Raw genomic sequence first — 25,240 nt, forward strand, 5'->3', positions numbered from 1 at the left:
CGCCAACGTGTCAACACATCAACACGTTCATCATCAAGCTCGTTTCAATTCCAGGATCGTTAGCTCCGGTGGCATACCAACTCTTCCCGGATAGCCAAGATAACCGAAGCCACGATTCACATATAGATATTGCGAGCCGGTTTGATATAAACCTGCCCATTGCTTGTACGCGTATTGCGAAGGACTCCATTTGAAGTCACCTATCTCAACACCGAATTGAAAACCATGTGTATGTCCAGCGAGTGCAAGGTCGATATCGGGATACATGGAAAGAACTTGTGCATCCCAATGACTTGGATCGTGTGAGAGCAAAATCTTGGTAGCAGCTTCTTCTGTTCCTTTGTATGCTTCATCCAACTTGCCATACTTAGCAAACCGCCCTCCGCCCCAATTCTCGATACCGATGATGGCAAGTTTTTCGCCGCCGATTTCAACAAAGCGATTTTCATTCATGAGCAAATCAAATCCCATCAGCCGATGTGCTTCGATGAGATTGTTAAAATTATCCTGCTTCATCTGCTTCGACTTCCACATCACATAATCACCATAGTCGTGATTACCCGTTACAGAATAAACACCTAATGGCGCTTTGAACTTATCGAAGATGTTAATGTAATCTTTTACCTCACTGGCTTCATTGTTCACCAGATCGCCGGTGAACATGATCAGATCAGGTTTCTCCTGCATCATCATTTCCACGCCACCTTTAACGGCAGTCTTGTTAAAAAAGCTTCCCGAGTGAATGTCCGAAATCTGTCCGAGTCGAATACCATCAAATGCCTTCGGTAGGTTCGGGAGATAAATTGTCTTACGCCTCACACGATAATCATGTGCACCGGAAATGATTCCGTAAGCCATCGTGCCGAAGGGAATTGCAGATGCCACGAGTGCCGCTTTAGAAATAAATTCCGAGCGTGATATGGAAACACCTGGCAAGTTTTCTTCCGTTCCTTTGTAGAAATAGTTAACAACCCATTTCATTCCGCGGAAAACATCTTCAGCAAACAATACAAGCACGCCGAAAATTTTCGAGAAGTAAAGTCCGATCAGGCTCGTGAAGATTACTGTTCGCATCTGCGGTGTCATCGTATACTGATCACCAAACGCCCACCACGCGATAGCCGAAAAGGACAACACCGTCGGAACCCAAAAACCAATACGCATTACATTTCTCCAAACGGATGTCCAATCTTTGCTTACCACAAGTACTGCCTGAAAAACATAATAGTCGATCGCCAACAGGATCAACAGCGCTATCACCATCACCATAATTCTTGCTTTCATAAAAAAAGTCGCCTTACTAGGTAAGACGACTTTTTGAATAATTTATTTTATCACTCAGATTAAACCGCTGGTTTAACTTCTTCTGATGGTTTATCCATCGCAATCTGAGGCATTGTCCAACCAAAAGTTTTGTAGACGCGCTCTTTTAGTCTCGTGATGAGCAAATACATCGCAGGTACAACAGTAAGGGTGAGGATCGTTCCGAAAATCAATCCGAAGATCATCGTCCATGAAAGTGGTCCCCAGAATGCTACGTTGTCACCACCGAAGTAGATGTGCGGGTTCAACTCTGTAAACATTGTTACGAAGTCGATGTTCAAACCTACAGCGAGTGGAATAAGACCAATCGTTGCGGCAATGGTTGTTAACATTACTGGTGTCATACGTGTCATGGATGCTTCGGCAATTGCCTCACGTAACTCCAAACCTTGACCACGGAGCAAGTCGATGAACTCCACCAACAAGATACCGTTGCGTACAACCAATCCTGCAAGCGCCATAAATCCTACGCCAGTCATTACGATTGAGATCTCCATTTTGAAAAGTGAAAATCCAATCAGAATACCAATGATACTGAACAAAATCTCGACGATAATAATCACCGGCTTGCTGATTGAGTTGAACTGAATTACGAGGATCATAAAGATCGTCAATATCGCTACAATTAATGCCATAAACAGGAATGCTCCAGTTTCAGCCTGCTCTTCCTGGGCGCCTGTCATTTTCACGGTTACCCCGTCAGGAAAATTGAGGTCATTGATATGCTGTGTGATCTGTGCCACCACATCGTTCTCATTGTAATCACTCAGTACGTTTGATGCTAATGTCACTACACGCTTCTGATCGATACGACGGATACCGGCATAACTGTTCGTATACTCTACGGTAGCAATCGCAGACAATGGCACCTGACGAACTTGTCCGCCAGCACTCATATCACGATAAATCACGGGCAGATTGATCAATGCATTGGCATCATTTCGTTGACGTTCCAATACCCGAAGTTGAATAGGGTAGTCATCGTTATCATCACGATACTTCGATACTTCAACACCGTAGACCGCAGAACCGAGTAATTGTCCAATATCTGTTGTTGAAATACCCTCGCGATTTGCCTTTTCACGATCGATCTTAATTGTTACTTCAGGTTTGTTGGCTTGAAAATCTGATTTCAATTCTTCGACGCCAGGAATCTGAAGTGAATCCAGATAACGTTTCAAACGATCCGCACTTGAAGTCAGTAGTTCGAAATCTTCAGCAGCAATTTCAATGTTGATCGGCTTACCTGTCGGCGGTCCATTCTGTTCCTGATTTACAGAGATCTCTGCTCCCTTGATACCTTTTACAGCTTCGCGGATTTTATCCATGTATACTTTCGTAGACTGACCATCACGCTGTGCGAATTTCACAAATGCTACACCTACCTTACCAAGGTGAGGACTCGCATTGTTACCGCCTTCCATTGGATCTTCAGAGGCACCGATTGCTACGTTGGAAATTACAGACTCAACGATCGGGTTATCTTTTCCTACAACCGCGATTACTTTGTTTTCAACAATTTGGGTAACCGAATCCGTCACACGCTGATCCGTTCCAATTGGCATCCGTACATAGGTATAGATAAAGTTAGGATCACCGTTCGGGAAGAAAACTACAGGCGGTTTTCTGATTGCAGTAAATATGACAGAGAAGACAAGCAATCCGAATACCACTAAGACTACCCATATAGGACGGCGTCCTTTTACAACCCAGGTCACAATCTTTTTATAGCGACGTTGTACGCCAGGCCATGTGTCCGTTTGGAATCTTGAAATAACACCAACGATGAAGAAGTGATACAGCGCATAGATCACAAAAAGGAATACTGCAAAGTTCCCCATTCCAAATGCGCCTATGATATAAGACACCAGCGCGATCGAACCGAAAATTACGGCTGTGATTTTGAATCCACGGGTGGCTGTTGGCTTGTGGTTATCGTGATCATGCTCTGACATGAAATCAGCCGCGAATACCGGGTTGATAAGATAAGCAACCACGAGTGACGCCAGCAAAGCAATGATCAACGTTACCGGAAGATACATCATAAACTTACCGATCACACCGGGCCAGAATGCCAATGGAATGAATGGTGCAAGTACAACCATTGTTCCCCAGAATACCGGGAAGAATATTTCGCCTGCTGCAATTTTTGCTGCCTTGCGAATCGGCACTTTACCATTATCGAATACGCGATGTGTATTTTCAATTACCACAATCGCATCATCCACAACGATACCGAGTGCGAGCAAGAAAGAGAACAACGTCATCATGTTGAGCGTAAAACCAATTGGCTTAAACACGAGGAAAGCGATGAAGCTCGACAGCGGCACTGAAAGTCCTACGAAGATCGCATTGGTTGCGCCCATGAAGAACATCAGGATCACGGTTACAAGGATAAACCCGATGATGATTGTGTTGATCAGATCGTGTAAAGTAACACGCGTATTATCCGATTGATCGGCTGTGATTGTAACCTCTACACCAGGAGGTAAAACACCTTCTTTAAATTCTTTGACGATCGCATTGATCTGATCAGAAGCAAGGATAAGGTTTTCACCACTACGTTTTACAATGTTCAACGTTACTACGTTCTTCTTGTCAAGACGTGCAAAGCTTTCCTGTTCCTTATGTGTATCCAATACTTCGGCGATATCTTTCAAGAGGATTTTTCCACCGGGGGTTGATCCTACTACTGTTTCAGATATTTCGGTTGCATCGGCATACTCACCACTCACACTAATAGAACGTTTCACACCGTTCACCGAAAGCTGACCACCGGGAATGACAACGTTCTCTTTCGACACTGCCATCATCACGTCCATCATCGAAACACCAGCAAGCGATGCTTTATAGAGATCTACGTTGATTTGAAACTCACGATCCAACGCACCCACGATATCTGCTCTTCTGATTTCACGAACCGCTTCGAAACGATCCTGCATCTGTTCAGCATACCTTTTTAACGACTGAAGATCGAAATCTCCCGAAAGGTTCACAAACATGATTGGCATTTCAGAAATGTCGATATCAATTACTTCAGGATCATCCTCGAGCGTCGGAAGATCAGGCTTGGCACGGTCTACCGCATCTTTCACATCGCGCTTGGCTACGTCTACATCAACATCCGTTTGGAATTCGATGATAACATTCGAAAAGTTCTGTACTGAATTACTGGTGATTTTCTTCACACCGGCAATCGACTTCACTTGTTTCTCAATCTGCTTTGTGATCAGATTCTCCACATCTGTTGGTGGCGCACCCTGATACACTGTAGCAACATAAATCTGCGGGAACACTACCTCTGGGAAACTCTCCTTCGGAAGTGTCATATAAGCCCAGATACCACCCAGCGTTAAGAGTACGCTGGCAACGTAAATGGTCATCTTATTATCAATGGCCCAGTTGGTGGGCCCAAACCCTTTATTGTCTAAGTCTTTCATATAATAAGTTCGATTAGGGTTATCGCTTTTTAGATTTTGATGAACTCGCCATCGTTGAGACCCTGATATCCAAAGGTGATTACTTTATCACCTGAACCAAGACCCTGAACCTGGGCTACACCATTAAACACACCATCTACTGTAACTACTTTCTTGCGGGCTACAGTTTGCTTTCCATTCGTCTCAGCGATGTATACGACTTTCTCACCTTTGATTTCCTGAACAACACTTACCGGAATAGTAATGGCGTCCTGTGCTGTTTGATACACGAGTTTGATCACACCTGTCATGTTCGGACGGAACTCGCTGCGTGAGTCGAGTTTCACTTCAACTGTGAAAGTGCGTGAAAGAGAATTGATTGTTTTACCAACGAAGGTGACTTTAGAGGTAATGTCCTTTTTCAGTTCAGGAATCTGTACGATTACCTTGTTGCCTAATTTTACCTGGTTGATATACGCTTCAGAAATTTCAGCGACAACTTTCAAATCGGAAACATTCACCACACGGAATGCAGGCATCCCTGGTGATACAGCTTCACCAGCTTTTGCAACAACCTGATCAACTGTACCGGCGATCGGTGATTTGATTTTCGTCATCTCCAGTTGCTGTTGCTGTGAAGCGATTTGTCTCTCCAATGCTTCTTTGTTTGACTTCGCCTGAAGGAACTGAACTTCTGTTCCGATCTTCTGATCCCACAGATTTTTCTGACGCTGGAACACTGCTGTTGCCAAATCAAGTTGAGCTTTCTGCGCTTCGATACCCTGAATGATCATCGAATTTTCAGTTTGCGCCAACACCTGGCCTTTGCTTACCTGCTGTCCTTCTTTCACATAAACTTGTGTAACAACACCAGGAGACTGCGCCGTAACGGCAACATTGTTCTCCGCTTCAACTCTTCCTTGTGTCTGGATATAATGATCGAAAGGTTTGGGTGCTACTTCTGTGATGGATACTTCTTTCTTCTTCACTTTTGCATCAGCACTGTCTGGGTTTTCTGCCTCAATTTCTTTTTCCAGGGCAACGATCTCCTTGTTGAGTTCAGCTTGCTTGGTTTTCAATTCCTTAAGCTTCTCTTTTTTATCAGGAGCACATGCCGCAAGCAACGCGACCAGTGCGATAACAGAAAGATGGTTATATGCAGTACGTTTCATAGGTAGTATTTTCGTTGTTAATAGGGTGTTATTTTTGGGTGTCGGTTGTTGAGTAATTCGCAGGATTGATCTTAGCAAACGCTTTATCGAGATCTACTTTCGCAATGATCGCGTCATAGAGTGCATTGTAGTAATTCACTTGTGATTCACGAAGACTGCTTTCTGCATCAATCACTTCGATGTTAGAGCCTACACCTTGCTCGTATTTGATTTTTGTAACGCGTGCTACTTTGTCCGCAAGCGTGAGATTTTCTTTTTGAGACTTCAATGACTCCAATGCATTTTCAAAAGTTATTGAGTTCTGCTGAATGTTCAGATCAAATGAACGTTGAAGTGATTGGAAATTATTTTCAATCTTCTTCAATGCTAATTTCTCTTGCTGAATCTTGTATGTTCGTTGCATGCCACTGAAAATTGGAATGCTGAGGTTCAGACCGAATCTCGTATATGGATACCATTTGTCAACACCCATATCCGGAGTTTCTGTAAAACTACTTTCAGTTTTAAATAACCCGGCGATGTTTTTTGATCCTGTTTGATATCCCGCTCCCACGAAGGCGCTTAAAGTAGGCAAACCATTAGAATACATCCTTTTGATATTGAGTTTTTGAAGATCACGTTGCGTTTCCAACAATCTGTATTCAATTCTGTTCTTGAAATCCCACCCAGAAACATATTGGTTGAGCGTTTCTTCATTTACTTCAATCGCGGTTAAATCACCATCAATCGCCAACTGTTGATCCATGGGATAATTCATTTGAAACTTCAAAAGGGCCAAACTGAGGTTCTGTAAATTCTGAAACTTCAACTTTTCAATCTTCAAATTATTGAGCGTAACCTGAATTCTATCAACGTCAATCTCCTCTGCAAACCCGTTTTGATTAAGCGCTTTGGTGGTCTTCAACAATGAATCCACCCTTCCAATATTATTATCAAAAAGAGCAACACGTTCATTATTGATTAAGACACCGTAATAAGCTTTCGTTACATTTTCAACGGTTTGTATCTTGGTTTGCTCAGTCGTTTTGTACGACAATTCTTTATACGTTTTCGCAGCCCTTAATCCAACAAGATACGTGCTGCTAAACAGTAATTGCGTGGCATTGATCCCAGCGTCACCGCTACTTTTCAATTGAAAAAGATTCGGCATAGCAAACACCTCGCCGTCCTCAATCCCTGGCGTTGCTGGTGGTGGATTGGGGTTTTCCGGAGTCGGTTGCTGAGCAAAAAAACCGGGATACTCCATAAACATGCGTGGTAATTTAGGATTATGCGTAACATTCACCGTTCCATCAATCTGTGGAAGTCCCATACCTGTTGTCTCTCTTACCTTCGCTTGTGAAATCTGCTCTTCTATTTTTGCATTCTTCACGTCAACAGAATTCTCCAACGCATACTTGATACAATCATCCAAAGAAAAAGACGATGTTGAATCCGTCTGCGCATGCGTCCACAACGGGGTTATTAATAGTAGTAGTAAAATAATCTGATAGACTCGTTTCATAGTAGGTTAGTTATCGCGTGATTGTTACAATTAAATTCTCTTTATACTTCTGATATTGTTTTTTTCCCTTCTCCGTTAAGATGCCATGAACAAAGTGTTCGAAGATCTGCATCTGAACTTCTGAAAGTTTAAATCTGTGTTGGGGAAACGTGCGATCATCAAACGCCAACTCCACTAAAGCGACCCGCACGATGCTGATAATCTCGGGGTTGATCTCGGCGCGAAAATGTCCTTCATCAATGCCCTGTTGTAAATTCCGCTGCACCGAGTCAGCGATGAACTTCACTTTGTAATCGTTCCATGCGCCCCACGCTCTCGGATGATACTTTTGAAGATCGAACAGCAATGTTGGATTCATTTCCTCCATGTGCTTCTTCATGGCTACAGATATTCGCGCTAACTCGTCAATCGCATTTTCTGAACTCACCCTGATTGCCTCGAACTCCGCTTGACTACGTTCCATGTGGCCCCGTGCCACCATCGTTACAATATCTTCCTTATCTGCAAAGTGTTGGTAGAGCGTCTTCTTTGAAACCGATAGATGTCGAGCAATATCATCCATGGAAATGCTCCGTACACCATATCGCATAAAAAGGCTCTCCGCACCTCTTAATATTTTCTCTTTGGTATCCAATTCTTCCATAGGGTCGCAAAACTACGGAAACTTTTAACATTACAAAAGTTTCCAACGTTTCCTTTAACGCCCTTTTTTGGCATTGGTTGGCCTTTTTTCGATTATTTTTTAGGATTTGCCCGGTTTCCGGTTGGCCAGTTTACCAGTTGGCCAGTTTCCGGTTTGAGTGTTACCAGTTTCCAGTTTCCGGTTGGCCAGGTACCAGTTTGCCGGTTTCCGTTACCAGTTACAGTTACCAGTTTCCGGTTTCCGGTTTCCGGTTGGCCGGCTTTTACCGATTCACACTGACAACCGGTAACTGGAAACCTGCAACCCGATTTACGAGGTTGGCGTGTTATCGTCGGGCTTCGTTTTCTCCCAGCTACACCACTTCTGCTTCATTTTCAGTTTCATCGCTGCGCGTTCTTCTGGTGTCATGTTTGAGAACTTTTCAAACTTGCTTTTCCAAGGATGATCTCCATCTCGGTAATGATGATGCTTCCCGCCAAATCCCCAGAACAGGATTTTGGTGAGGGCGAGAAGACCTAATGCTTGCCAATACGTAATGTGCGGACCGTTGAACAACACTGGCACAAGCCAGTTCCATAACCACATCGTTGCCCAAACGATCAAGGCAACGAAGATGATCCCCATCACTACACATTTCAAAATATACCATCCTTTCATAGCGGATCTGTCTACTATTATATATCGTTATAAAGTCGTTGTAATTTTTTCCGAAGCGCTAATATCGCATAACGCTTTCGCGACAACAGCGTGTTGATTGATACGCCGGTCTCCTCCGAAATTTCACGGAAGCCCTTCTCTTCAATTTCATTCAGCACAAAAATTTCACGTTGCTCAGCAGGCAGCTCATCAAGTGCGTCCATGATCGAATCCCAGATTGTTTCTCTCAAATAAGAATCTTCTGGTGTGTTACCGAAGTCTGGCAGTATCTCCTGCAATGTCAGCGGCGCATCTTCCTCCTTCCCTGCTTGTCCACCAAAATCTGCGCGCTTAGGTCGCGTTGACTCTCTTCTATAGCGGTCTATTATTTTATTCCGCGCTACAGAAAATAACCATGAGGTGACGCGATCGATGGATTCAATGGTTTCAAAACCGGAGACAAATTGAAAAAACACATCCTGGAGAATGTCTTCCGCTTCCTCCACGGTATTCACACGGTTGCGGATGAAGCTCAGCAGCCGGTCCTTCTCCTTGAGGAATGTCTGTTCTTTTATTTGCATGGCCAGGTCCATCGCCGTTTCGCCTATTTTAATGGTAGAGACGACGACAGGTGTCTTTTTATTTTAAAGAAAACAAAAAAAGTAGCGCTTATCGTGCAAGGTCGTTTAATAACTTCTTTTAATCTTTGAATTCGTTATGATTACGGCGCTTCATGGCTCTCAACTCTTTTACCATAAACATGGCCATGGCCCACGCCCGCTATTGTTATTTCATGGTTTTGGTCAAACCCACGAAGTATTTCTCCCGCTTGCCGAAGCGCTTCAACGTACGCACACCTGCTACCTGTTTGATCTTTATTTTCATGGCAATAGTGTTTGGAAGGAAGGCGAAAAGCCTATCGAAAAATCAGCGTGGGAGGCGATCATCGCACAGTTTCTCAAAGAAAATCAAATCGATCAATTTGATGTTGGCGGATTTAGTCTCGGCGGAAAGTTAGCACTCGCCATGATCGAAAGTTTTCCGGATCGCATACAACACCTTTACCTGCTGGCATCGGATGGAATTAAACCCAGTTTCTGGTACGGCGCAGCGACGTATCCGTTTCTCTTACGGAAGATTTTCAAGCGCATGATCACTAAACCTCAGTTGTTCTTTTCGGTCGCCAATTTCCTTCGTCAGATGGGGTTGATCGATCAATTGTTAATCCGATTCGCTGCCAGCCAAATGAATACAGAAGAACAACGCGAACGTGTATACTATTCGTGGGTGGTATTTCGGCACCTTACTTTCGACATGAAAAAAATTGCGCAGGTGATCAACTCGAGAAACATCGATACACAAATAATCGTGGGTAAATTCGACCGCGTCATTAAAGTAAAAAGTATGCGTCGCCTGACAAGGCATTTACGTAATCCACAGTTAATCATCTTGCCTACGGGACATAACGGACTGCTCAAATCTTGGAAGCTGAGCGGAGAGCGTAAAGCGTAAAGCGTAAAGCAGAAAGCAGAAAGCTTAAAGTAGCTACTGCCTCAGCTAATCGCAGCTTTCTAACAAGCTATTGCAACTTTTTATATAACCCGAGCCACTCCTTTAACCCTAAAGGCATTGCTCGCAACTCGCAGCTTTCTAACAAAGTATTGCACCTTTTTGTGTGGCCCGAGCCACTCCTTTCACCCTACGGCATCTCTCGCAACTCGTAGCTCGCAACTCGCAGCTTCCTAACAACCTACCACGATCCTTCAGTCATTCTCCAATGAAGCCGGTCTATTTGCTTCATAAACGACGCATTCTATGAAACAAACACTAGGGTTTTACTGGAGCGATAGGGAGAATAATGGGTGCACAATGAGAGAATGTATGGAGAAACACGCGTATTAATGATAGAACAATGAACGCGCGATGATAGAAAAATGAACCAAGTATGGAAATTTATGATAGATCATCTGTAGGCGAATGAATAAACATCTATAGATTAATGAAAGAAGTACTGGACGCGTATGGAGAACATCTGGAGAAAATGAAAGAACATCTATAGCTTCTCTAGAGGATGAAGCCAGGATGATTGGACAACGGCTGCAAAGCATTAGTCACCCAAGTCGAGGTGAAACCCGACGCTGAAATAAAACGGAATTGATTTCACACCGACAGCATCGTCCATCACTTCTTTGTAATGAAAGGTAGCGATTGGATAAACTGCTTTGATGTTGATAAAATTATCGTTTGACCCGACGTAGTAGTGTATACCGGCACCGACCGATGCTCCGTAATAAGTGCGTTCATACCGCGGATGAAAATCACCGGCATCAGTGACCACATTATTGGCACCTACCATAGCGATCACTTCAGGTCGAATGGTTCCTTTCAGCAAAGGTTCGTAACTTAATCCACCAGCAAGTGCGATATCGAGGGTATTATGGCCAACGCCGCCAAAGAGTGCAAAATGTTTGGCTATCGGTCCGCTCACACGAATTCCAATTCCGCCGTACTCTAAGCCAATGCCTGCTCCTACATTTCCACTCACACGGTCATCGCCTACAACCTCTTGTGCTTTTGCTGGGAGAACAATCGATATCGTTAATACAACAGCATAAAAGAGACGACTCATCGGGTAAGGGTTAAAATGACCGTGAAAGATAGAAAAAAATAAAGCAACCAGCGCTTTTGAAAACCGTGCGTAAAAAAGATTGGCTGGAATCCCTAAATACCATAGAACCTGTTAATTTTGCCGAATCTTTAAAGCGTCAAATCTCCAACATGATTTTATTCTTCCGCTCGAAAGCCAAGGTCACCTACGCCGTTGGTACGGTACAGCCATTGCAAAAAACTGATGTTCAAAAACTTACCTGGCTCTTTGCCGGTGCCGAGTTGGTCTCCGAGGACCGTTTACCGGGAGAATTCATTGGTCCGAGAAAGGAAATGATTACACCGTGGAGCACCAATGCCGTGGAGATTACCCAGAACATGGGCATTGCAGGTATTCAGCGCATTGAAGAGTTTTTTGATGCTACCGAAAACATTCGTTTCGACCGCATGCTCCAATTCCTTTATAAGGGTCTCGATCAAGATCTGTTCACCATTCATCATCAGGTTGAGTCGATCAAAGAAGTAACGGATATCAGTTCTTTCAACCAACAAGAAGGTCTTGCGCTTAGTCAGGTAGAAGTTGATTACTTGCAAGAAGTTAGTAAGCAACTGGGAAGACCGCTCACCGATAGCGAGGTGTTTGGATTCTCGCAGGTGAATTCAGAACACTGCCGTCATAAAATTTTCAACGGGACGTTCATCATCGATGGTCAAGAGAAGACATCGACGCTTTTCCAACTCATTAAGAATACCTCGAAAGCCAATCCGAACTACATCGTATCGGCGTATAAAGATAACGTTGCTTTCATCAAGGGTCCGCGTATTGAACAGTTTGCTCCTGCGCGTCAGGACGTCGCTGATTTCTTTACGATCGAAGATGTAGACTCCGTTATTTCGTTGAAAGCAGAAACACACAACTTCCCTACAACGGTAGAGCCTTTCAACGGTGCGGCTACCGGCTCAGGTGGAGAAATTCGCGACAGGCTTGCTGGCGGAAAGGGTTCCCTCCCACTGGCAGGAACGGCGGTTTATATCACGTCCTATCCGCGCTTAAAAGGCGGTCGTGAATGGGAAAAGAAATTCGAAGCAAGAAAATGGCTCTATCAAACACCGGAAGAAATTCTCATCAAAGCTTCTGATGGTGCTTCTGATTTCGGAAATAAATTTGGTCAGCCACTCATCGGCGGAAGTCTTCTTACGTTCGAACATTTCGAAGATGGCAAACAATATGGTTTCGATAAAGTAATCATGCTTGCCGGTGGTGTTGGATACGGAAAAGAAAAGGATAGCAAGAAAGAACAATTAGAAGCTGGCGATAAAATTGTACTTCTCGGTGGCGATAACTATCGCATCGGAATGGGCGGAAGTGCGGTATCATCCGTCGCTACTGGCCAGTACGGAAATGCGATTGAACTGAACGCTATTCAACGTTCGAATCCAGAGATGCAGAAACGTGTCATGAATGCTATTCGCGCAATGGTCGAATCGAATAACAATCCTATCGTTTCAATTCACGATCACGGTGCCGGCGGACATTTGAACTGCTTGTCTGAACTCTTAGAAGAACCAGGCGGTACGATTCACATCGACAAACTTCCTGTAGGAGATCCGACGCTGTCAGATAAAGAGATCATCAGCAACGAATCACAAGAAAGAATCGGCCTCGCGATAAAAGCGAAAGATCTTGATACACTTCAAAAAGTTTCAGAACGCGAACGCGCACCTTTCTATGTTGTCGGCGAAGCTACCGGTGATAAGAAACTTATTTTCGAAAAAGCTGGCCAAGCTCAAAAACCTGTCGACTTACAACTCTCTCATCTTTTTGGATCGTCGCCAAAAACCATATTGAATGACGTTCATAAATCTTCGGCGTTCGAAGGTGTTACGTATGACGTTACAAAAATTGAAGCCTATATCGCCAACGTATTACAGCTAGAAGCGGTGGCTTGTAAAGATTGGCTTACAAACAAAGTCGATCGTTCTGTAACGGGTCGTGTTGCAACACAACAAACGTGTGGCCCAATTCAACTTCCATTGAATAACGTGTCGGTAATGGCGCTCGACTACATTGGTAAGAAAGGTGTGGCGACTGGTATTGGTCACGCTCCTGGCGCTGCGCTAATCAATGCAGCTGCTGGAAGTAAACTTGCCATTGCTGAGTCACTCACGAATATTGTTTGGACACCGCTCACGTATGGATTGAAAGGTGTGTCACTCAGTGCAAACTGGATGTGGCCAGCACGTAATCCGGGTGAAGACGCAAGACTTTACGATGCCGTGCAAGCTGTCAGTGATTTTGCGATCAATCTCGGCATCAACATTCCGACAGGAAAAGATTCGTTGTCGATGACGCAAAAATATCCTGATGGAAAAGTCGTTTACGCGCCTGGAACAGTAATCATTTCTGCGGTTGGCGAAACAGAAGACATTACCAAAACGATCTCTCCTGTACTCGAAGCGGAAGAAGGATCAAAAATATTCTACATCGACTTCTCTAAAGATGAATTAAAATTAGGTGGTAGCAGCTTTGCTCAAATACTCAATTTGCTGGGCAACGATGCACCTACTGTAAAAGATGACACCTACTTCGCGAAAGCATTCGGTGCTATTCAACAGGCGGTGAGACAAAATCTTTTGTGGGCAGGACACGACATCTCCGAAGGCGGATTGATTACGGCGTTGCTCGAAATGACTTTTGCACGTCCGAATGTTGGGCTCACGCTCAACTTGAACGTACTCGGCACTGACTTGGTAAAAGATTTGTTTGCTGAAAATCCTGGCGTAATCGTTCAGGCTCGCGATGAAAAAGCATTGCAAGCATTGCTTGAAAAAGAAGGTGTTGATTACAAAATTCTTGGACATGTTACGGGCGAGCGCAAAGTGACCATCAACCATCAGCAGCAAATGTTGTCGTTGGCAATCGATGAGCTTCGTGACCAATGGTTCCGCACTTCGTATTTACTCGATAGTTTACAACGTCCGCAGGCACACGCCGAGAAGCGTTTTCACAACTACAAGAACCAAGTTCTTGACTATACATTTCCGAAAACTTTTAACGGCAAGTTAGAATCATACAACATTGACCAAAAACGTAGAACACCATCAGGCGTTAAGGCTGCTATCATTCGTGAAAAGGGTGTGAACGGCGACCGCGAGATGGCGTACTCACTTTACCTCGCAGGGTTCGACGTGAAAGATGTGCACATGACCGATTTGGTTTCTGGTCGTGAAGATCTTTCAGATGTAAACATCATTGTATTCGTAGGTGGTTTCTCAAACTCCGACGTATTGGGTTCTGCGAAAGGTTGGGCAGGTGCTTTCCTTTACAATCCGAAAGCAAAAGAAGCCCTTGATAACTTCTTCAAACGCAAAGACACGTTGAGTCTCGGTGTATGTAACGGATGTCAATTGTCGATGGAACTCGGATTACTCTATCCAGAAATCAAAGATCATCCACGCATGCATCACAATGGTTCTGGCAAGTACGAATCCATCTTCATCAACTTGACAATTCCAGAAAACAACTCGGTAATGCTGGGTAGTTTAAAAGGCACACGACTGGGTGCGTGGGTTGCTCACGGAGAAGGACGCTTCATGCTTCCAGCAGATAAGTCGTTGTTCCAAGTTGCAGCAGAGTACAGCCATCCGGAATACCCGGGCAATCCAAATGATTCTGATTTTGGTGTTGCCGCTTTGTGTTCGAAGGATGGGCGCCATTTGGCGATCATGCCGCACATTGAAAGATCGCTTTTCCCTTGGAATTGGGGCTATTATCCATCTGAGCGCAAAGGAGACATTATATCACCATGGATTGAGGCATTCGCTAACGCCCGTGAGTGGATAAAAAACCAAAAATAATTTTCACTGAGCAGAAATCGGTATAGCAGGCTAATTCCGTAGATATTTAAGAGGTAAGCGCGCCCGGCATCGATTTTTTAATCGATGTAAAACAAAAGGTTAATTGCCTTTGTTGTTCCGCAGTTCGAATACCCTTATATTCATCAGCTTAATAACCTGTCTATTACTATGAAGAAGCTCCTACCTGCGTTGTTGTTGCTTGTTCTGCTAGCTTCATGTCTTGGCTACAAGGAACTACCTGTTGAGTACGATTACAGCTATAAAGGCAACTTCAAGCGGTATCGCACTTTTGACATTATGAAACCGGCGGGCCCAACGGATTCGTCAATGGTAAACGAGGTGATTGAAAAATCCATCGTTGCCAGGATGAAATTCTTAGGGTACAAACAGTCTGATAATCGCCCTCATTTGATTGTCGGATTTAAGATGTTTAATGATAGTCTTCGATTTAACGGCTATAACCAGCCCGACATTGAAGAATGGGTGAAAACACAAAATTCAGAGATCGACTACGATCCGCAGAAATTCAGCTTAAAGACGGGTACACTGTTGATCCAGTTTTACGACAGGCGTCAGAACCGTTCGATTTGGCAAGGATACGCTACGACGATGTATGGATCGATTGACTTCAATAACAGCAGGCATTTGCGAAATGCTGTGATTTCGATTCTGGATAAATATCGATTCTGGGCGGAAGGATTTATGGAGGGTAATACGGCTTCTGCGCAGAATGAAAACGAGCTGTAATGGCCATTAAAATCTTGAAAATATTAAGGAGTAAGCTATTTCAGCCTACTCCTTATTTTTTGCCTCAAAAAGGGCGAATTTTTAGAGGCAGTAATTCGTTTTTCAAAAAATAATTCTACCTTTGCAATCCCAAAATGAGGCAGCTAATGCTGATTTGGGTGAAATTGTCCGATGGTGTAACTGGCAACACGCTTGATTTTGATTCAAGAAAGTCCAGGTTCGAGCCCTGGTCGGACAACTAAAACGAAGTCCCGATCCCAATGAAAGGGGATCGGGATTTTCGTTAGAAGTCGACCGTAATCGTTTTAAGCTTTCTTACGGATAAAAGGACAAAGACTCCCATGGCTGTAAAAATTTTCAGTGGCAGAGCTACCGCTTACTTGGCAGATAAAATTGCCAACGCCTACGGTGAACCGTTAGGTGAAGTAATCTACCAGCAATTCAGCGATGGTGAAATGTCTCCGTTTATCGCGACCTCTGTGAGAGGACATGAGGTGTTTCTTATCCAATCTACTTTTCCGCCGTCGGATAATTTGATGGAACTTCTCCTCATGGTCGATGCCTGCAGACGCGCAAGTGCAAAAAGCGTGAATGTGGTCATCCCCTACTTCGGCTACGCACGTCAAGACAGAAAAGACAAACCGCGGGTTGCTATCGCTGCAAAACTTCATGCAAACTTGATCTCCGCAGCGGGTGCTTCCAGAATCATGACATGCGACCTTCACGCGGACCAAATCCAAGGATTCTTTGATATTCCAGTAGATCACCTCGATGGTGCCTACATCTTCGTTCCATACCTCAAATCATTAGGACTAGACAACATCATGTTCGCTTCTCCCGATGTAGGTGGTATTAAGCGCGCACGCAGTTTTGCAAAGTTTTTCGATGCAGAACTTGCCGTCTGCGATAAGCATAGAAAAGAAGCAAACAAAATCGAATCGATGAGACTCATCGGTGAGGTTGACGGAAAAGATGTTATTCTGGTAGATGATCTTGTTGATACAGCAGGCACCATTTGCAAAGCCGCATCGCTACTGAAAGAGAAAGGTGCAAGATCTGTGAGAGCAGTTTGTACACACGGCGTACTCTCCGGAAAAGCTTACGATAACATCAACAACTCGGTACTTGAAGAGATCGTCGTAACGGACACCATTCCCTTGAAAGGTGACAGCTCGAAGATCAAAGTATTGACGGTATCGAACCTGTTCGCGAAAGCGATCAGAAAAATCCATGACAACGAATCGATCAGTTCGCTGTTCATGAAACTGTAATAGAAACTCTAAATTAAATTTATACAATTATGAAAACTGTTGAGATTATAGGGTATAAACGAGCAAATCTCGGCAAGTCTGATTCACAAAGACTGCGTGCTGAAGGCTATGTTCCCTGCGTTATTTATGGTGGAAATGAGCAAATCCATTTCTACGCTCCTGCGATTCTTTTCCGTGATCTAGTGTACACGAACGAAGCTCACTTCGTACACTTTAACGTTGAAGGCGTGGAAGGACAAGCTATTCTTCAAGAAGTTCAATTCCACCCAGTAAGTGAGATCATTCTTCATGCTGACTTCCTTCGTATCGCCGAAGATCGTAAGATCAAGATGAGCATTCCTGCACGTCTTGTTGGTAACGCTCCTGGTGTTGCTAAAGGTGGTGCACTTATCCGCAAGAGAGCATCTTTGAAAGTTTACGGTTTCCCGAAAGATATGCCTGATCATATCGATGTGAACGTATCACACCTCGATTTCCACCACGCTATTAAAGTTGGTGATATGAAAATCGAAGGACTTGAGTTCCTCGATCCTAAGCAAGCTACGATCGCTGCTGTAGAAGTTCCTCGCGCTGCTAAACTTGCTGCTGAAGAAGCTGCTGCTGCACCTGCTGAAGGAGATGCTAAGAAAGCTGAGCCTGCTAAAGCTGCTGCTCCTGCTAAGAAAGAAGAAGGTAAGAAGTAATTCTTATTCAACTGATACGAGAAAGGCTGTTCGAAAGAGCGGCCTTTTTTAGTTAACGGTTATCAGTTAACGGTTATCAGTTAACGGTTATGAGTAACGGTCCCGATTTTCCCCGGGTTTAAACCCGGGGAAAATCTTAATAGAACCGAGGAACGCATTTTTCGTTATCGCTTATCGGTGAATAGTAAAGACACTGGCGGTATTTACTTAGCGAAACTTTGAGCATTTCTTTGTGAAGCTTTGCGGAACAATCGACGCAAAGACCTTGAACTTTGAACTTTCAACTTCCTTGCGGAATTCTGCGGAACAATCCGAAGCAAAAAGACCTGCACAATTCTGAAGCAAAGACCTTGAACTTTTAACTTTTAACTTTGAACTTTCAACTTTCAACTTTCAACTTTGAACTTTCAACTTTGAACTTTACTCAATGAAATACCTGATTGCTGGTCTCGGAAACATCGGCCCTGAATACGAACTCACGCGCCACAATATCGGGTTTCTTACCCTTGATCAACTTGCGGATGAACACAAGGCTACGTTCACAACGCAACGGCTAGCCGACAAAACAGAATTTAAATTCAAGGGCAAAACAATACATCTTATCAAACCTTCCACTTACATGAACTTGAGCGGAAAAGCTGTTGCGTATTGGCTTCAGGAGTTGAAGATTGAAAAAGAGAATCTCTTAGTGATTGTTGATGACCTAGCCCTCCCCTATGGAAGTTTGCGTCTGCGAACGAAAGGGAGCTCTGCAGGACACAACGGATTAAAAAACATCGAACTTATACTCGGTGGGCAAGAATACTCGCGTCTCCGTTTCGGTATTGGAAACGAATTTGGTAAAGGGCAACAGGCCGATTTTGTATTGAGCAATTTTACGAAAGAAGAATTTGACGCAATGCCTGGACACATCAAGAAAGCTAATGAAATGATTATGTCATTCTGCCTTGCTGGCGCTGCCAAAACAATGAGTCTTTTCAACAACTGATCTGCGAGTCGCTACTGCTTGGGCAACGACGACGCGCTACGACGAGTAGTATTAGATACCACGTCCACCCCCAAACGAATATTGATTACGTCGTTATATGGACCCTTGCCTTGCGGATTGAATGTGCGCACCATCACCAATAGATTGCCACGGACGTGTTTCGATAATTTGCATCCTTTCTCCACCCCTATAAAAACGCCGGGTACCCATTGACGATCGTGAAATTCTGATCTTATCTTTTGCACGATGGGTGGTACAGGAGCATTCATCATTTCACATTCAATGCGTGGCGATAATCCCCATCCCATATCATACGCTAGAAAACTGCGTGGCCCGAATGTTCTTGGCATGTTAGAAAACGCGCGATAATATTCGTTGAAGGCAACACGTCGATTCCAGCCTAATCCGAGGGATAGTTTTTCAGAAAGCTGGTATTTCAGTCCAGGCGTTATATCCACTAAAAGATAACGCCCTTGCTGTTGATATTGCAGCACGACGAACGGTGTACTCCGTTCTACCAAGCGTGTCAAAACATTTTGGCGCTTAGCCGGTACGTTGCTAAGGAGACCATTGTGAGGTTTGTCGTTAGCCTGTATCTGCTGCGCATGGACGTACGCGACTACAATGACAAACACGAGTGTCAAGAGGGTTCTGGGGAACATGAGCACAAAGTTAAAGTAGACTGATGACGAAATAATTTGCCGCTTGCCACCTTTATTTTCAGCTAAGGGATGTTACAGCGATCAATTACAGCAGAGGGTATTAATAAGGTCGATGCAAATGTAAAACTACGCATGGGTAATAATCCAGCGGATTTTTCCTCCTGACGTACCCGTGATGTACCGGTATGTGAGCTTTTGTAGTAGCTATATTTTTTCATTCTAGAGATGAATGATGCAAATTCGATAGCATTCGCAAACGATTGCGACTTAAACCAATAACCAAACACAAACCCGAACTGCTATGAAAAAACTTAGACACGCTATTCTCCTCGTCTCACTCTTTGCTGCAGGCTCATTGGAGGCTCAAAATTGGCAGCTTGTCTGGCAAGATGAATTCACCAATGGAATCAGTTCTGATTGGGTATTCGAAACAGGAACAGGCTCTGGAGGCTGGGGTAACAACGAGTTACAGTACTACCGCCGCGAAAACGCAACAGTCTCTAATGGCCAATTGGTAATCACAGCACGACGCGAATCTTTTGGCGGCATGAACTATACTTCTGCACGAATGAAAACACAGGGCAGAAAATCATGGAAGTATGGTAAGATCGAAGCCCGCATCGCGATGCCTTCTTTCCAAGGAATATGGCCTGCATTCTGGATGCTCGGCGACAACATCACGTCGGTAGGATGGCCTGCATGCGGTGAGATCGACATTATGGAACACGTGAACACCGGCAACCAAGTATTCGGAACGATTCACTGGCAAGATCACAACAATACTTACGCACAGTACTCCGGAAACACGACAGCAAACAACATCACAACCTTTCACGTTTACACCATCGAGTGGGATGGCTCATTGATCAAATGGTTTGTAGACGGTGTGAAATTCCACGAGGCCAGTATCGCCAATGGTGTTAACGGCACGAGTGAATTTCACAATAACTTCTTCCTCCTGCTTAACCTTGCCGTGGGCGGAAATTGGCCTGGCTTTACCATCGACAACAACGCTTTCCCAACAAACATGTATGTAGACTATGTACGCGTTTATCAAAACAACGGTACGCCTACCGGTCCTGTAACGGCGTATCAGGATTGTAATTATGGTGGCTTTGCAGCGGCACTCCCTGTAGGAAGTTATACGCTATCACAACTTCAGGCACGCGGCATCGCGAACGACTATATCTCGTCACTACGCGTTCAAAGCGGCTACCAGATCAGACTTTATGCGAACGATAACTTCACCGGAACGTCTGTTCTTAAAACTGGCGACGATGCCTGTTTAGTTGATGATAACTTCAATGATCAGGCAACTTCCGTTGTCGTTTCTCAAGTTACCAGCGGATTCTCAACCACCATTCAGGCTGAAAACTTTAGCGCCATGAATGGTGTGCAAGTAGAAACAACAACCGATGCTGGTGGTGGACAGAACGTAGGATACATTGAAGCTAATGATTGGATGGCTTACAACAGCATCAACATTCCGACGACAGGATCATATCAAATCGAATATCGTGTAGCGAGTCCAAGTGGCGGAACATTATCGGCGGATCTTAACGCCGGTTCGATTGTACTTGGACAAGTTGGTATTCCAAACACAGGGGGATGGCAAAACTGGACCACTGTATCGCATACCGTGAACATCAACGCGGGCACTTATAATTTCGGCATCTTCGCTTCCACTGGTGGATGGAATATCAATTGGTTCCGGATTACAAGGCTGAGCTCCGCGCGTTTGGCAACCACCGCATTGGCTCCCGAGGAAGCGATTGCAGTCGACAGCAAGCGGTCATTTGATGTCTATCCTAACCCAGCACGCAATGAAATAAACATCGTTACCGACAAAGACATCGATGTAAAAATTATGAGCACCAGTGGCAAAGAGTTCTTACGTGCAAAATCGCAAAACGGAAAGATCGATATCTCCTCTTTACCCGCAGGCATCTACTACGTTTCCACAGTTGAAGATGGAAAAGTGGTGAACAAGCGGCTCGCCGTGAAGAAGTAGTCATAGGTCACAGATAACAAAAGAAGCCCGGTATCTCGGGCTTCTTCATTTATTTTCATTTAGCGTTAGGCATTACCCCTCGTCATCAAGATCAAACTCAGTTATCGACCCCATGGTGATCTCACGAAACTCTTTCTTCAATCGCTCGTGCAGTCCAACTTCTTTTGTATAACCCGTTAATTTAATCAGTTCGGCACTCGACGTTCTATTGGTTACCGGTGGCGTTACGTAACTCACATTCATACCCGCACGCTGCATCGCATAAACACTATTCGTAAATCCATTGGTACTGCTCTCATGACCACACACCTCAAACGTTCTTTTCGTATCATCTCTTATCACTTGCCAGTTTCTCGAATACATAAGCGTGTTTATTCGGAGCAAAGATAACAAATCACCAGCAAGCTTCACTATTTCGTGAGATCCCAATCTTTATGGTAAGACTTCCCCGATTTTGCTGTTACCCATATTAAACCAAGTTCCTGTTTTTCATCCTTTATTAACGGAAGAATAGCACTCCCCCAGTCACGTACAGGATCTTTCAATCTCCACCAGCCAGTTTTGTTGCTACCATCCATACCATCTTCGTCGGCGGGATAACCGATTTGAAATGCACAGGCTGTCGGCGCAAAATGATTTGCCCAGTTTGCGAATCCGTTGTTGAGGTCAGCAATCGATGCTTCTGACGCATCACAAACAAAAATCAAATCGCCTGCACCACGATATGTTGGTGGCATAAAATCTTTGCTGTAGTGACGAAGGAACATTCTGTACTTTGGATTGTGTTGTTTGATTCTACGATCCCAAACTGCGGCCAGTGAATCTGTCGCTTTACCAAAATATTCAAGTTCAACACCTACACCTACAATTGAAGTATGGTGTTTCAATTTCCTTAACCACTTATCGATTTCAGCGACGGCATCCACCGCGCTATTGGCTTTATCGCCTTTTATTGGAAACACTTCGAGAAACACAGCGACCTTATGCTCATCCATGGCGGATAAATATTGATCATGCTGTGCGTCGCTTAAATTCTGGCCTACAGGAATTGCGCGCGCCAAATCACTTACAGTCCATGTTACCCACGGCTGCGATGTCGGAAACTTCTTATGTATGTTGCTAACCGCATTGAGGTAAGATTGCTTTTTATCCAAATGCGTAAAGTGACCAATTTTTGTATCCAATGCAGTTACACCATCTGCCGCGCTGATCCGCATCGGCATCCATGCGCCAGTCCAACGATAAGTTGTTTTGTTTTGTGATATGCGGCTATCAAATACAAACGCTGAAAGCATTGTTATACCGACAACAATGGCCGCAGTGAAAAGAATTTTGAATTTCATGATTGAGGGTTTGGATGAAACGAGTTCGTCATCTCATAGAAGACGAAAATAGCGCCGCCATCGGGACGATCACACCATTTTTTTTGTTACCCAAAACCCTCCCGCTGCGCTCAAAGCGGCATCGCACATCTCATTGCCATCATCGGCACTCTTTGAGTACGCTACGCAGAAAACTTACGCGCACCTTTGTCTGTAGAATACGCAAGGCTTGCTGATGTCCGAATGCGTTTCCTTCCGCCAGATTTCCTATTTACTTCTTCATCATGGAAATCTTTACTACTCCCGCCTCCCTGATCACTCGAAGCATTTCCCGGATATAATTGTTTTGTTGCCATATCGTAAAAAATTTAAGTCTTTCATTCATGCTAAAAAACTTCGGGCCAGGCAATTGTGTGGTTGATTCTTGACAATGGGTTCCCCCTGAATTGTAAGGTTAAAAAAAAGAGTACCATCAATCGTGGTACTCATTTCTTTTGATTTCAATCAAAGTTTTTTTTGCTACTTCTTCAATTTCACAAGTGAAGCATTGTAGAACTTCTCATGAAGTTGCTTTAACTTATCTTCTGGAAATTTTACAACTTTTCGATCGTATGTCATCAACCCGTTGGTTTCAACTTCGACATCCGTTGTTTGGGTATAGACTGCGGCAGAAAGTCCTTTCTTAATTAATGGTTCCATCATACCCATGAATGATTCATACTTCTTAAACAATTCTTCTTTCGAGGTAAAGCTCTGGTAGCCCCAGTTATTTTTTGTTTGCCAAGTATGTCCATCCAACGGAAGTCCTAAACCACCGAACTCGCCGAGTACCAATATTTGTTTCGCGCCAAATAGTGTTGGCGCGGGCATGGCAGGTTCAGGATAGTTATGAAGATCAAGAATATGTCCGGCATCCGTAAAGTTTCCGCCACTTGCCGCATTCACTAAGCGTGATGGGTCATACTTCATGGTCCATTGTACGATCTCTTCTGTTTTAAATTGTCCCCATGCTTCGTTGAAAGGAACCCACACGACAACACTTGGATAGTTCATCGTCGCATCCATGATGGCTTTCCATTCCTTCTTAAAAATAGACTCTGACTCAGGCGAGCGATCTTTATCCGTTGCTAGTCCATAAACACCAGGACGGTTCTCCCAGCGATTACCAATGTCGCCACTCGGCATATCTTGCCACACTAAAATCCCCAGACGGTCGCAGTGGTAATACCATCTCGCAGGCTCTACTTTCACATGTTTACGAATCATATTAAAGCCCATCGCTTTTGTTTTTTCAATATCAAAAAGCAAAGCCTTCTCTGTCGGCGGCGTGTACAATCCATCAGGCCACCATCCCTGATCCAACGGACCATACTGAAACAAAAACTCATTGTTCAACAGCATCCGTTGAATACCTTGCGCATCAACACCAACAGAAATTTTCCGCATCCCAAAATAACTTTTCACTTCATCAACGACTTTGCCTTTTCGCACAACAGCAATTTTTAGGTCGTAGAGAAAAGGATTTTGTGGCGACCAGTGTTTCGCATTCGGAACTTTGACCGTTACATTGTCGAAGGCACCTTCACCTTCCGCTACCTTTTGCGCGCCCTCCCATACAGATACACGCAAGACGTCTCCCGCTTGGGCGTTCTGAACAACGCTGCTAACATTCAACGATGACTCGTCGAGATTAGAAATTTGTTTGGTGGATTGCACATATGTTTTGGGAACTGCTTCCATCCACACCGTTTGCCATATACCAGACACAGGTGTATACCAGATACCGTGGGGCTTTTCAATTTGTTTCCCTCTTGGCTGTGGTCCATTGTCAGATGGATCCCAAACGCTGACAACAATTTCTTGTGCACCAGACTTCTTTAATGCGGCGGTTGCATCAAACGAAAAAGGATCATATCCGCCTGCATGCGTGCCTATCTTTTGACCATTCACAAACACTTCACACTCCCAATCAACCGCACCAAAATGTAAGAGTACCGATTTACCTTTAAATCCTGAAGGCAACGTGATGGTGCGCTTGTACCAGAGTTTGCTGTCTTTTCCTACAGTTTTTGAAACCCCTGACAACGCAGACTCAACTGCAAACGGAACGAGAATTTTTCCATCGTAATTTTTTACTGACGCTGCCTTCGGAATGATAGCGTAATCCCACAGACCGTTCAAGTTAACCCAGTTTTCCCGCACCATCTGCGGACGAGGATATTCCGGCAGCGGATTATTGGCATTTACTTCATCGGCCCACGGCGTTGTTATTTTGCCTTCCGCGATTTTCCATGATGCTGATTGTCCATGCAGTTGATTGCCAACGGCACCAAGACAGATACATCCTGCGATTAAATACTTGATCATACTTTAGTACACTTAAGATTGATAATT

Annotated in this window: 20 protein-coding genes and 1 tRNA gene; 8 read left to right on the top strand and 13 right to left on the bottom strand. The window is 44.2% G+C overall.

What is annotated here, in order from left to right; translation table 11 throughout:
- Positions 1-33: 33 nt before the first annotated feature.
- The 7 genes from DQQ10_RS08225 to DQQ10_RS08255 form a co-directional block, all read right to left on the bottom strand.
- The gene (locus tag DQQ10_RS08225; RefSeq protein ID WP_112746375.1) at positions 34-1,284 is read right to left on the bottom strand and encodes a metallophosphoesterase; all 1,251 of its coding nucleotides are present in this window, start codon (positions 1,282-1,284) and stop codon (positions 34-36) included.
- A 59-nt stretch (positions 1,285-1,343) separates the two neighbouring features.
- Positions 1,344-4,763, bottom strand: coding sequence for an efflux RND transporter permease subunit (locus DQQ10_RS08230; protein WP_112746376.1), 3,420 nt, complete (start codon positions 4,761-4,763; stop codon positions 1,344-1,346).
- Between the two features lie 29 nt (positions 4,764-4,792).
- Positions 4,793-5,914: an efflux RND transporter periplasmic adaptor subunit gene (locus DQQ10_RS08235; protein ID WP_112746377.1), complete on the bottom strand. Its 1,122-nt coding sequence runs from the start codon at positions 5,912-5,914 to the stop codon at positions 4,793-4,795.
- Between the two features lie 28 nt (positions 5,915-5,942).
- Positions 5,943-7,418, bottom strand: coding sequence for a TolC family protein (locus tag DQQ10_RS08240; protein WP_112746378.1), 1,476 nt, complete (start codon positions 7,416-7,418; stop codon positions 5,943-5,945).
- A gap of 10 nt (positions 7,419-7,428) precedes the next feature.
- On the bottom strand, positions 7,429-8,061 hold the full coding sequence (locus DQQ10_RS08245; protein ID WP_112746379.1) for a TetR/AcrR family transcriptional regulator: 633 nt from the start codon (positions 8,059-8,061) through the stop codon (positions 7,429-7,431).
- A 309-nt stretch (positions 8,062-8,370) separates the two neighbouring features.
- On the bottom strand, positions 8,371-8,718 hold the full coding sequence (locus DQQ10_RS08250; RefSeq protein ID WP_185147027.1) for a hypothetical protein: 348 nt from the start codon (positions 8,716-8,718) through the stop codon (positions 8,371-8,373).
- A 17-nt stretch (positions 8,719-8,735) separates the two neighbouring features.
- A complete protein-coding gene (locus DQQ10_RS08255; protein WP_112746380.1) occupies positions 8,736-9,290 on the bottom strand; it encodes an RNA polymerase sigma factor in 555 nt (184 codons plus the stop codon).
- A 124-nt stretch (positions 9,291-9,414) separates the two neighbouring features.
- Here DQQ10_RS08255 and DQQ10_RS08260 point away from each other — a divergent pair, with 124 nt between their 5' ends.
- Complete coding sequence (locus tag DQQ10_RS08260; RefSeq protein ID WP_112746381.1) at positions 9,415-10,209, top strand: alpha/beta fold hydrolase; 795 nt, start codon at positions 9,415-9,417, stop codon at positions 10,207-10,209.
- A 595-nt stretch (positions 10,210-10,804) separates the two neighbouring features.
- Here the strand turns inward: DQQ10_RS08260 and DQQ10_RS08265 are convergent.
- Complete coding sequence (locus DQQ10_RS08265) at positions 10,805-11,326, bottom strand: hypothetical protein (RefSeq protein ID WP_112746382.1); 522 nt, start codon at positions 11,324-11,326, stop codon at positions 10,805-10,807.
- A gap of 83 nt (positions 11,327-11,409) precedes the next feature.
- On the opposite strand from DQQ10_RS08265, the gene purL reads away from it, so the two are divergent.
- The 6 genes from purL to pth all read left to right on the top strand — a co-directional run bounded on the left by purL (position 11,410) and on the right by pth (position 18,851).
- Positions 11,410-15,162 carry a phosphoribosylformylglycinamidine synthase gene (purL, locus tag DQQ10_RS08270; RefSeq protein WP_394341968.1) on the top strand — a complete coding sequence of 1,251 codons (3,753 nt, stop codon included), beginning with the start codon at positions 11,410-11,412 and terminating at the stop codon, positions 15,160-15,162.
- A 168-nt stretch (positions 15,163-15,330) separates the two neighbouring features.
- Positions 15,331-15,909 (top strand): DUF4136 domain-containing protein, encoded by a 579-nt coding sequence (locus DQQ10_RS08275; RefSeq protein ID WP_112746384.1) that lies wholly within the window; start codon positions 15,331-15,333, stop codon positions 15,907-15,909.
- A 165-nt stretch (positions 15,910-16,074) separates the two neighbouring features.
- Positions 16,075-16,147: transfer RNA gene (locus DQQ10_RS08280), tRNA-Gln, on the top strand.
- A gap of 103 nt (positions 16,148-16,250) precedes the next feature.
- The gene (locus DQQ10_RS08285) at positions 16,251-17,180 is read left to right on the top strand and encodes a ribose-phosphate pyrophosphokinase (RefSeq protein WP_112746385.1); all 930 of its coding nucleotides are present in this window, start codon (positions 16,251-16,253) and stop codon (positions 17,178-17,180) included.
- 29 nt (positions 17,181-17,209) lie between these two features.
- A complete protein-coding gene (locus tag DQQ10_RS08290) occupies positions 17,210-17,863 on the top strand; it encodes a 50S ribosomal protein L25/general stress protein Ctc (protein WP_112746386.1) in 654 nt (217 codons plus the stop codon).
- A gap of 427 nt (positions 17,864-18,290) precedes the next feature.
- Entirely contained in the window at positions 18,291-18,851 is a 561-nt protein-coding gene (gene pth / locus DQQ10_RS08295; RefSeq protein WP_112746387.1) for an aminoacyl-tRNA hydrolase, read from the top strand.
- Between the two features lie 11 nt (positions 18,852-18,862).
- Here pth and DQQ10_RS08300 read toward each other — a convergent pair whose 3' ends face one another.
- Entirely contained in the window at positions 18,863-19,513 is a 651-nt protein-coding gene (locus DQQ10_RS08300; RefSeq protein ID WP_112746388.1) for a hypothetical protein, read from the bottom strand.
- Between the two features lie 301 nt (positions 19,514-19,814).
- On the opposite strand from DQQ10_RS08300, the gene DQQ10_RS08305 reads away from it, so the two are divergent.
- Positions 19,815-21,524: a carbohydrate-binding protein gene (locus tag DQQ10_RS08305; protein WP_112746389.1), complete on the top strand. Its 1,710-nt coding sequence runs from the start codon at positions 19,815-19,817 to the stop codon at positions 21,522-21,524.
- Positions 21,525-21,596: 72 nt separating this feature from the next.
- Here the strand turns inward: DQQ10_RS08305 and DQQ10_RS08310 are convergent, their stop codons facing one another.
- The 4 genes from DQQ10_RS08310 to DQQ10_RS08320 form a co-directional block, all read right to left on the bottom strand.
- Positions 21,597-21,887 (bottom strand): hypothetical protein, encoded by a 291-nt coding sequence (locus DQQ10_RS08310; protein WP_112746390.1) that lies wholly within the window; start codon positions 21,885-21,887, stop codon positions 21,597-21,599.
- A 47-nt stretch (positions 21,888-21,934) separates the two neighbouring features.
- Positions 21,935-22,867 (bottom strand): hypothetical protein, encoded by a 933-nt coding sequence (locus DQQ10_RS08315; protein WP_112746391.1) that lies wholly within the window; start codon positions 22,865-22,867, stop codon positions 21,935-21,937.
- Positions 22,868-23,028: 161 nt separating this feature from the next.
- Positions 23,029-23,202: a hypothetical protein gene (locus tag DQQ10_RS27885; protein ID WP_165823852.1), complete on the bottom strand. Its 174-nt coding sequence runs from the start codon at positions 23,200-23,202 to the stop codon at positions 23,029-23,031.
- A gap of 163 nt (positions 23,203-23,365) precedes the next feature.
- Complete coding sequence (locus DQQ10_RS08320; RefSeq protein ID WP_112746392.1) at positions 23,366-25,213, bottom strand: glycoside hydrolase family 2 protein; 1,848 nt, start codon at positions 25,211-25,213, stop codon at positions 23,366-23,368.
- Positions 25,214-25,240: the final 27 nt, after the last annotated feature.

It is taken from the genome of Pseudochryseolinea flava (genome assembly GCF_003286915.1).
Lineage (GTDB): Bacteria > Bacteroidota > Bacteroidia > Cytophagales > Cyclobacteriaceae > Ohtaekwangia > Ohtaekwangia flava.

What these genes read in the sequence shown, in the direction of transcription:
- DQQ10_RS08240 (WP_112746378.1), bottom strand. Translation starts at nt 7,418, where the DNA reads ATGAAACGAGTCTATCAGATTATTTTACTACTACTATTAATAACCCCG.
- DQQ10_RS08290 (WP_112746386.1), top strand. Translation starts at nt 17,210, where the DNA reads ATGAAAACTGTTGAGATTATAGGGTATAAACGAGCAAATCTCGGCAAG.
- DQQ10_RS08225 (WP_112746375.1), bottom strand. Translation starts at nt 1,284, where the DNA reads ATGAAAGCAAGAATTATGGTGATGGTGATAGCGCTGTTGATCCTGTTG.
- DQQ10_RS27885 (WP_165823852.1), bottom strand. Translation starts at nt 23,202, where the DNA reads ATGGCAACAAAACAATTATATCCGGGAAATGCTTCGAGTGATCAGGGA.
- DQQ10_RS08245 (WP_112746379.1), bottom strand. Translation starts at nt 8,061, where the DNA reads ATGGAAGAATTGGATACCAAAGAGAAAATATTAAGAGGTGCGGAGAGC.
- DQQ10_RS08250 (WP_185147027.1), bottom strand. Translation starts at nt 8,718, where the DNA reads ATGAAAGGATGGTATATTTTGAAATGTGTAGTGATGGGGATCATCTTC.
- DQQ10_RS08310 (WP_112746390.1), bottom strand. Translation starts at nt 21,887, where the DNA reads ATGTATTCGAGAAACTGGCAAGTGATAAGAGATGATACGAAAAGAACG.
- DQQ10_RS08265 (WP_112746382.1), bottom strand. Translation starts at nt 11,326, where the DNA reads ATGAGTCGTCTCTTTTATGCTGTTGTATTAACGATATCGATTGTTCTC.
- DQQ10_RS08230 (WP_112746376.1), bottom strand. Translation starts at nt 4,763, where the DNA reads ATGAAAGACTTAGACAATAAAGGGTTTGGGCCCACCAACTGGGCCATT.
- DQQ10_RS08315 (WP_112746391.1), bottom strand. Translation starts at nt 22,867, where the DNA reads ATGAAATTCAAAATTCTTTTCACTGCGGCCATTGTTGTCGGTATAACA.
- DQQ10_RS08285 (WP_112746385.1), top strand. Translation starts at nt 16,251, where the DNA reads ATGGCTGTAAAAATTTTCAGTGGCAGAGCTACCGCTTACTTGGCAGAT.
- DQQ10_RS08305 (WP_112746389.1), top strand. Translation starts at nt 19,815, where the DNA reads ATGAAAAAACTTAGACACGCTATTCTCCTCGTCTCACTCTTTGCTGCA.
- DQQ10_RS08255 (WP_112746380.1), bottom strand. Translation starts at nt 9,290, where the DNA reads ATGGACCTGGCCATGCAAATAAAAGAACAGACATTCCTCAAGGAGAAG.
- DQQ10_RS08235 (WP_112746377.1), bottom strand. Translation starts at nt 5,914, where the DNA reads ATGAAACGTACTGCATATAACCATCTTTCTGTTATCGCACTGGTCGCG.
- DQQ10_RS08320 (WP_112746392.1), bottom strand. Translation starts at nt 25,213, where the DNA reads ATGATCAAGTATTTAATCGCAGGATGTATCTGTCTTGGTGCCGTTGGC.
- pth (WP_112746387.1), top strand. Translation starts at nt 18,291, where the DNA reads ATGAAATACCTGATTGCTGGTCTCGGAAACATCGGCCCTGAATACGAA.
- DQQ10_RS08260 (WP_112746381.1), top strand. Translation starts at nt 9,415, where the DNA reads ATGATTACGGCGCTTCATGGCTCTCAACTCTTTTACCATAAACATGGC.
- DQQ10_RS08300 (WP_112746388.1), bottom strand. Translation starts at nt 19,513, where the DNA reads ATGTTCCCCAGAACCCTCTTGACACTCGTGTTTGTCATTGTAGTCGCG.
- DQQ10_RS08275 (WP_112746384.1), top strand. Translation starts at nt 15,331, where the DNA reads ATGAAGAAGCTCCTACCTGCGTTGTTGTTGCTTGTTCTGCTAGCTTCA.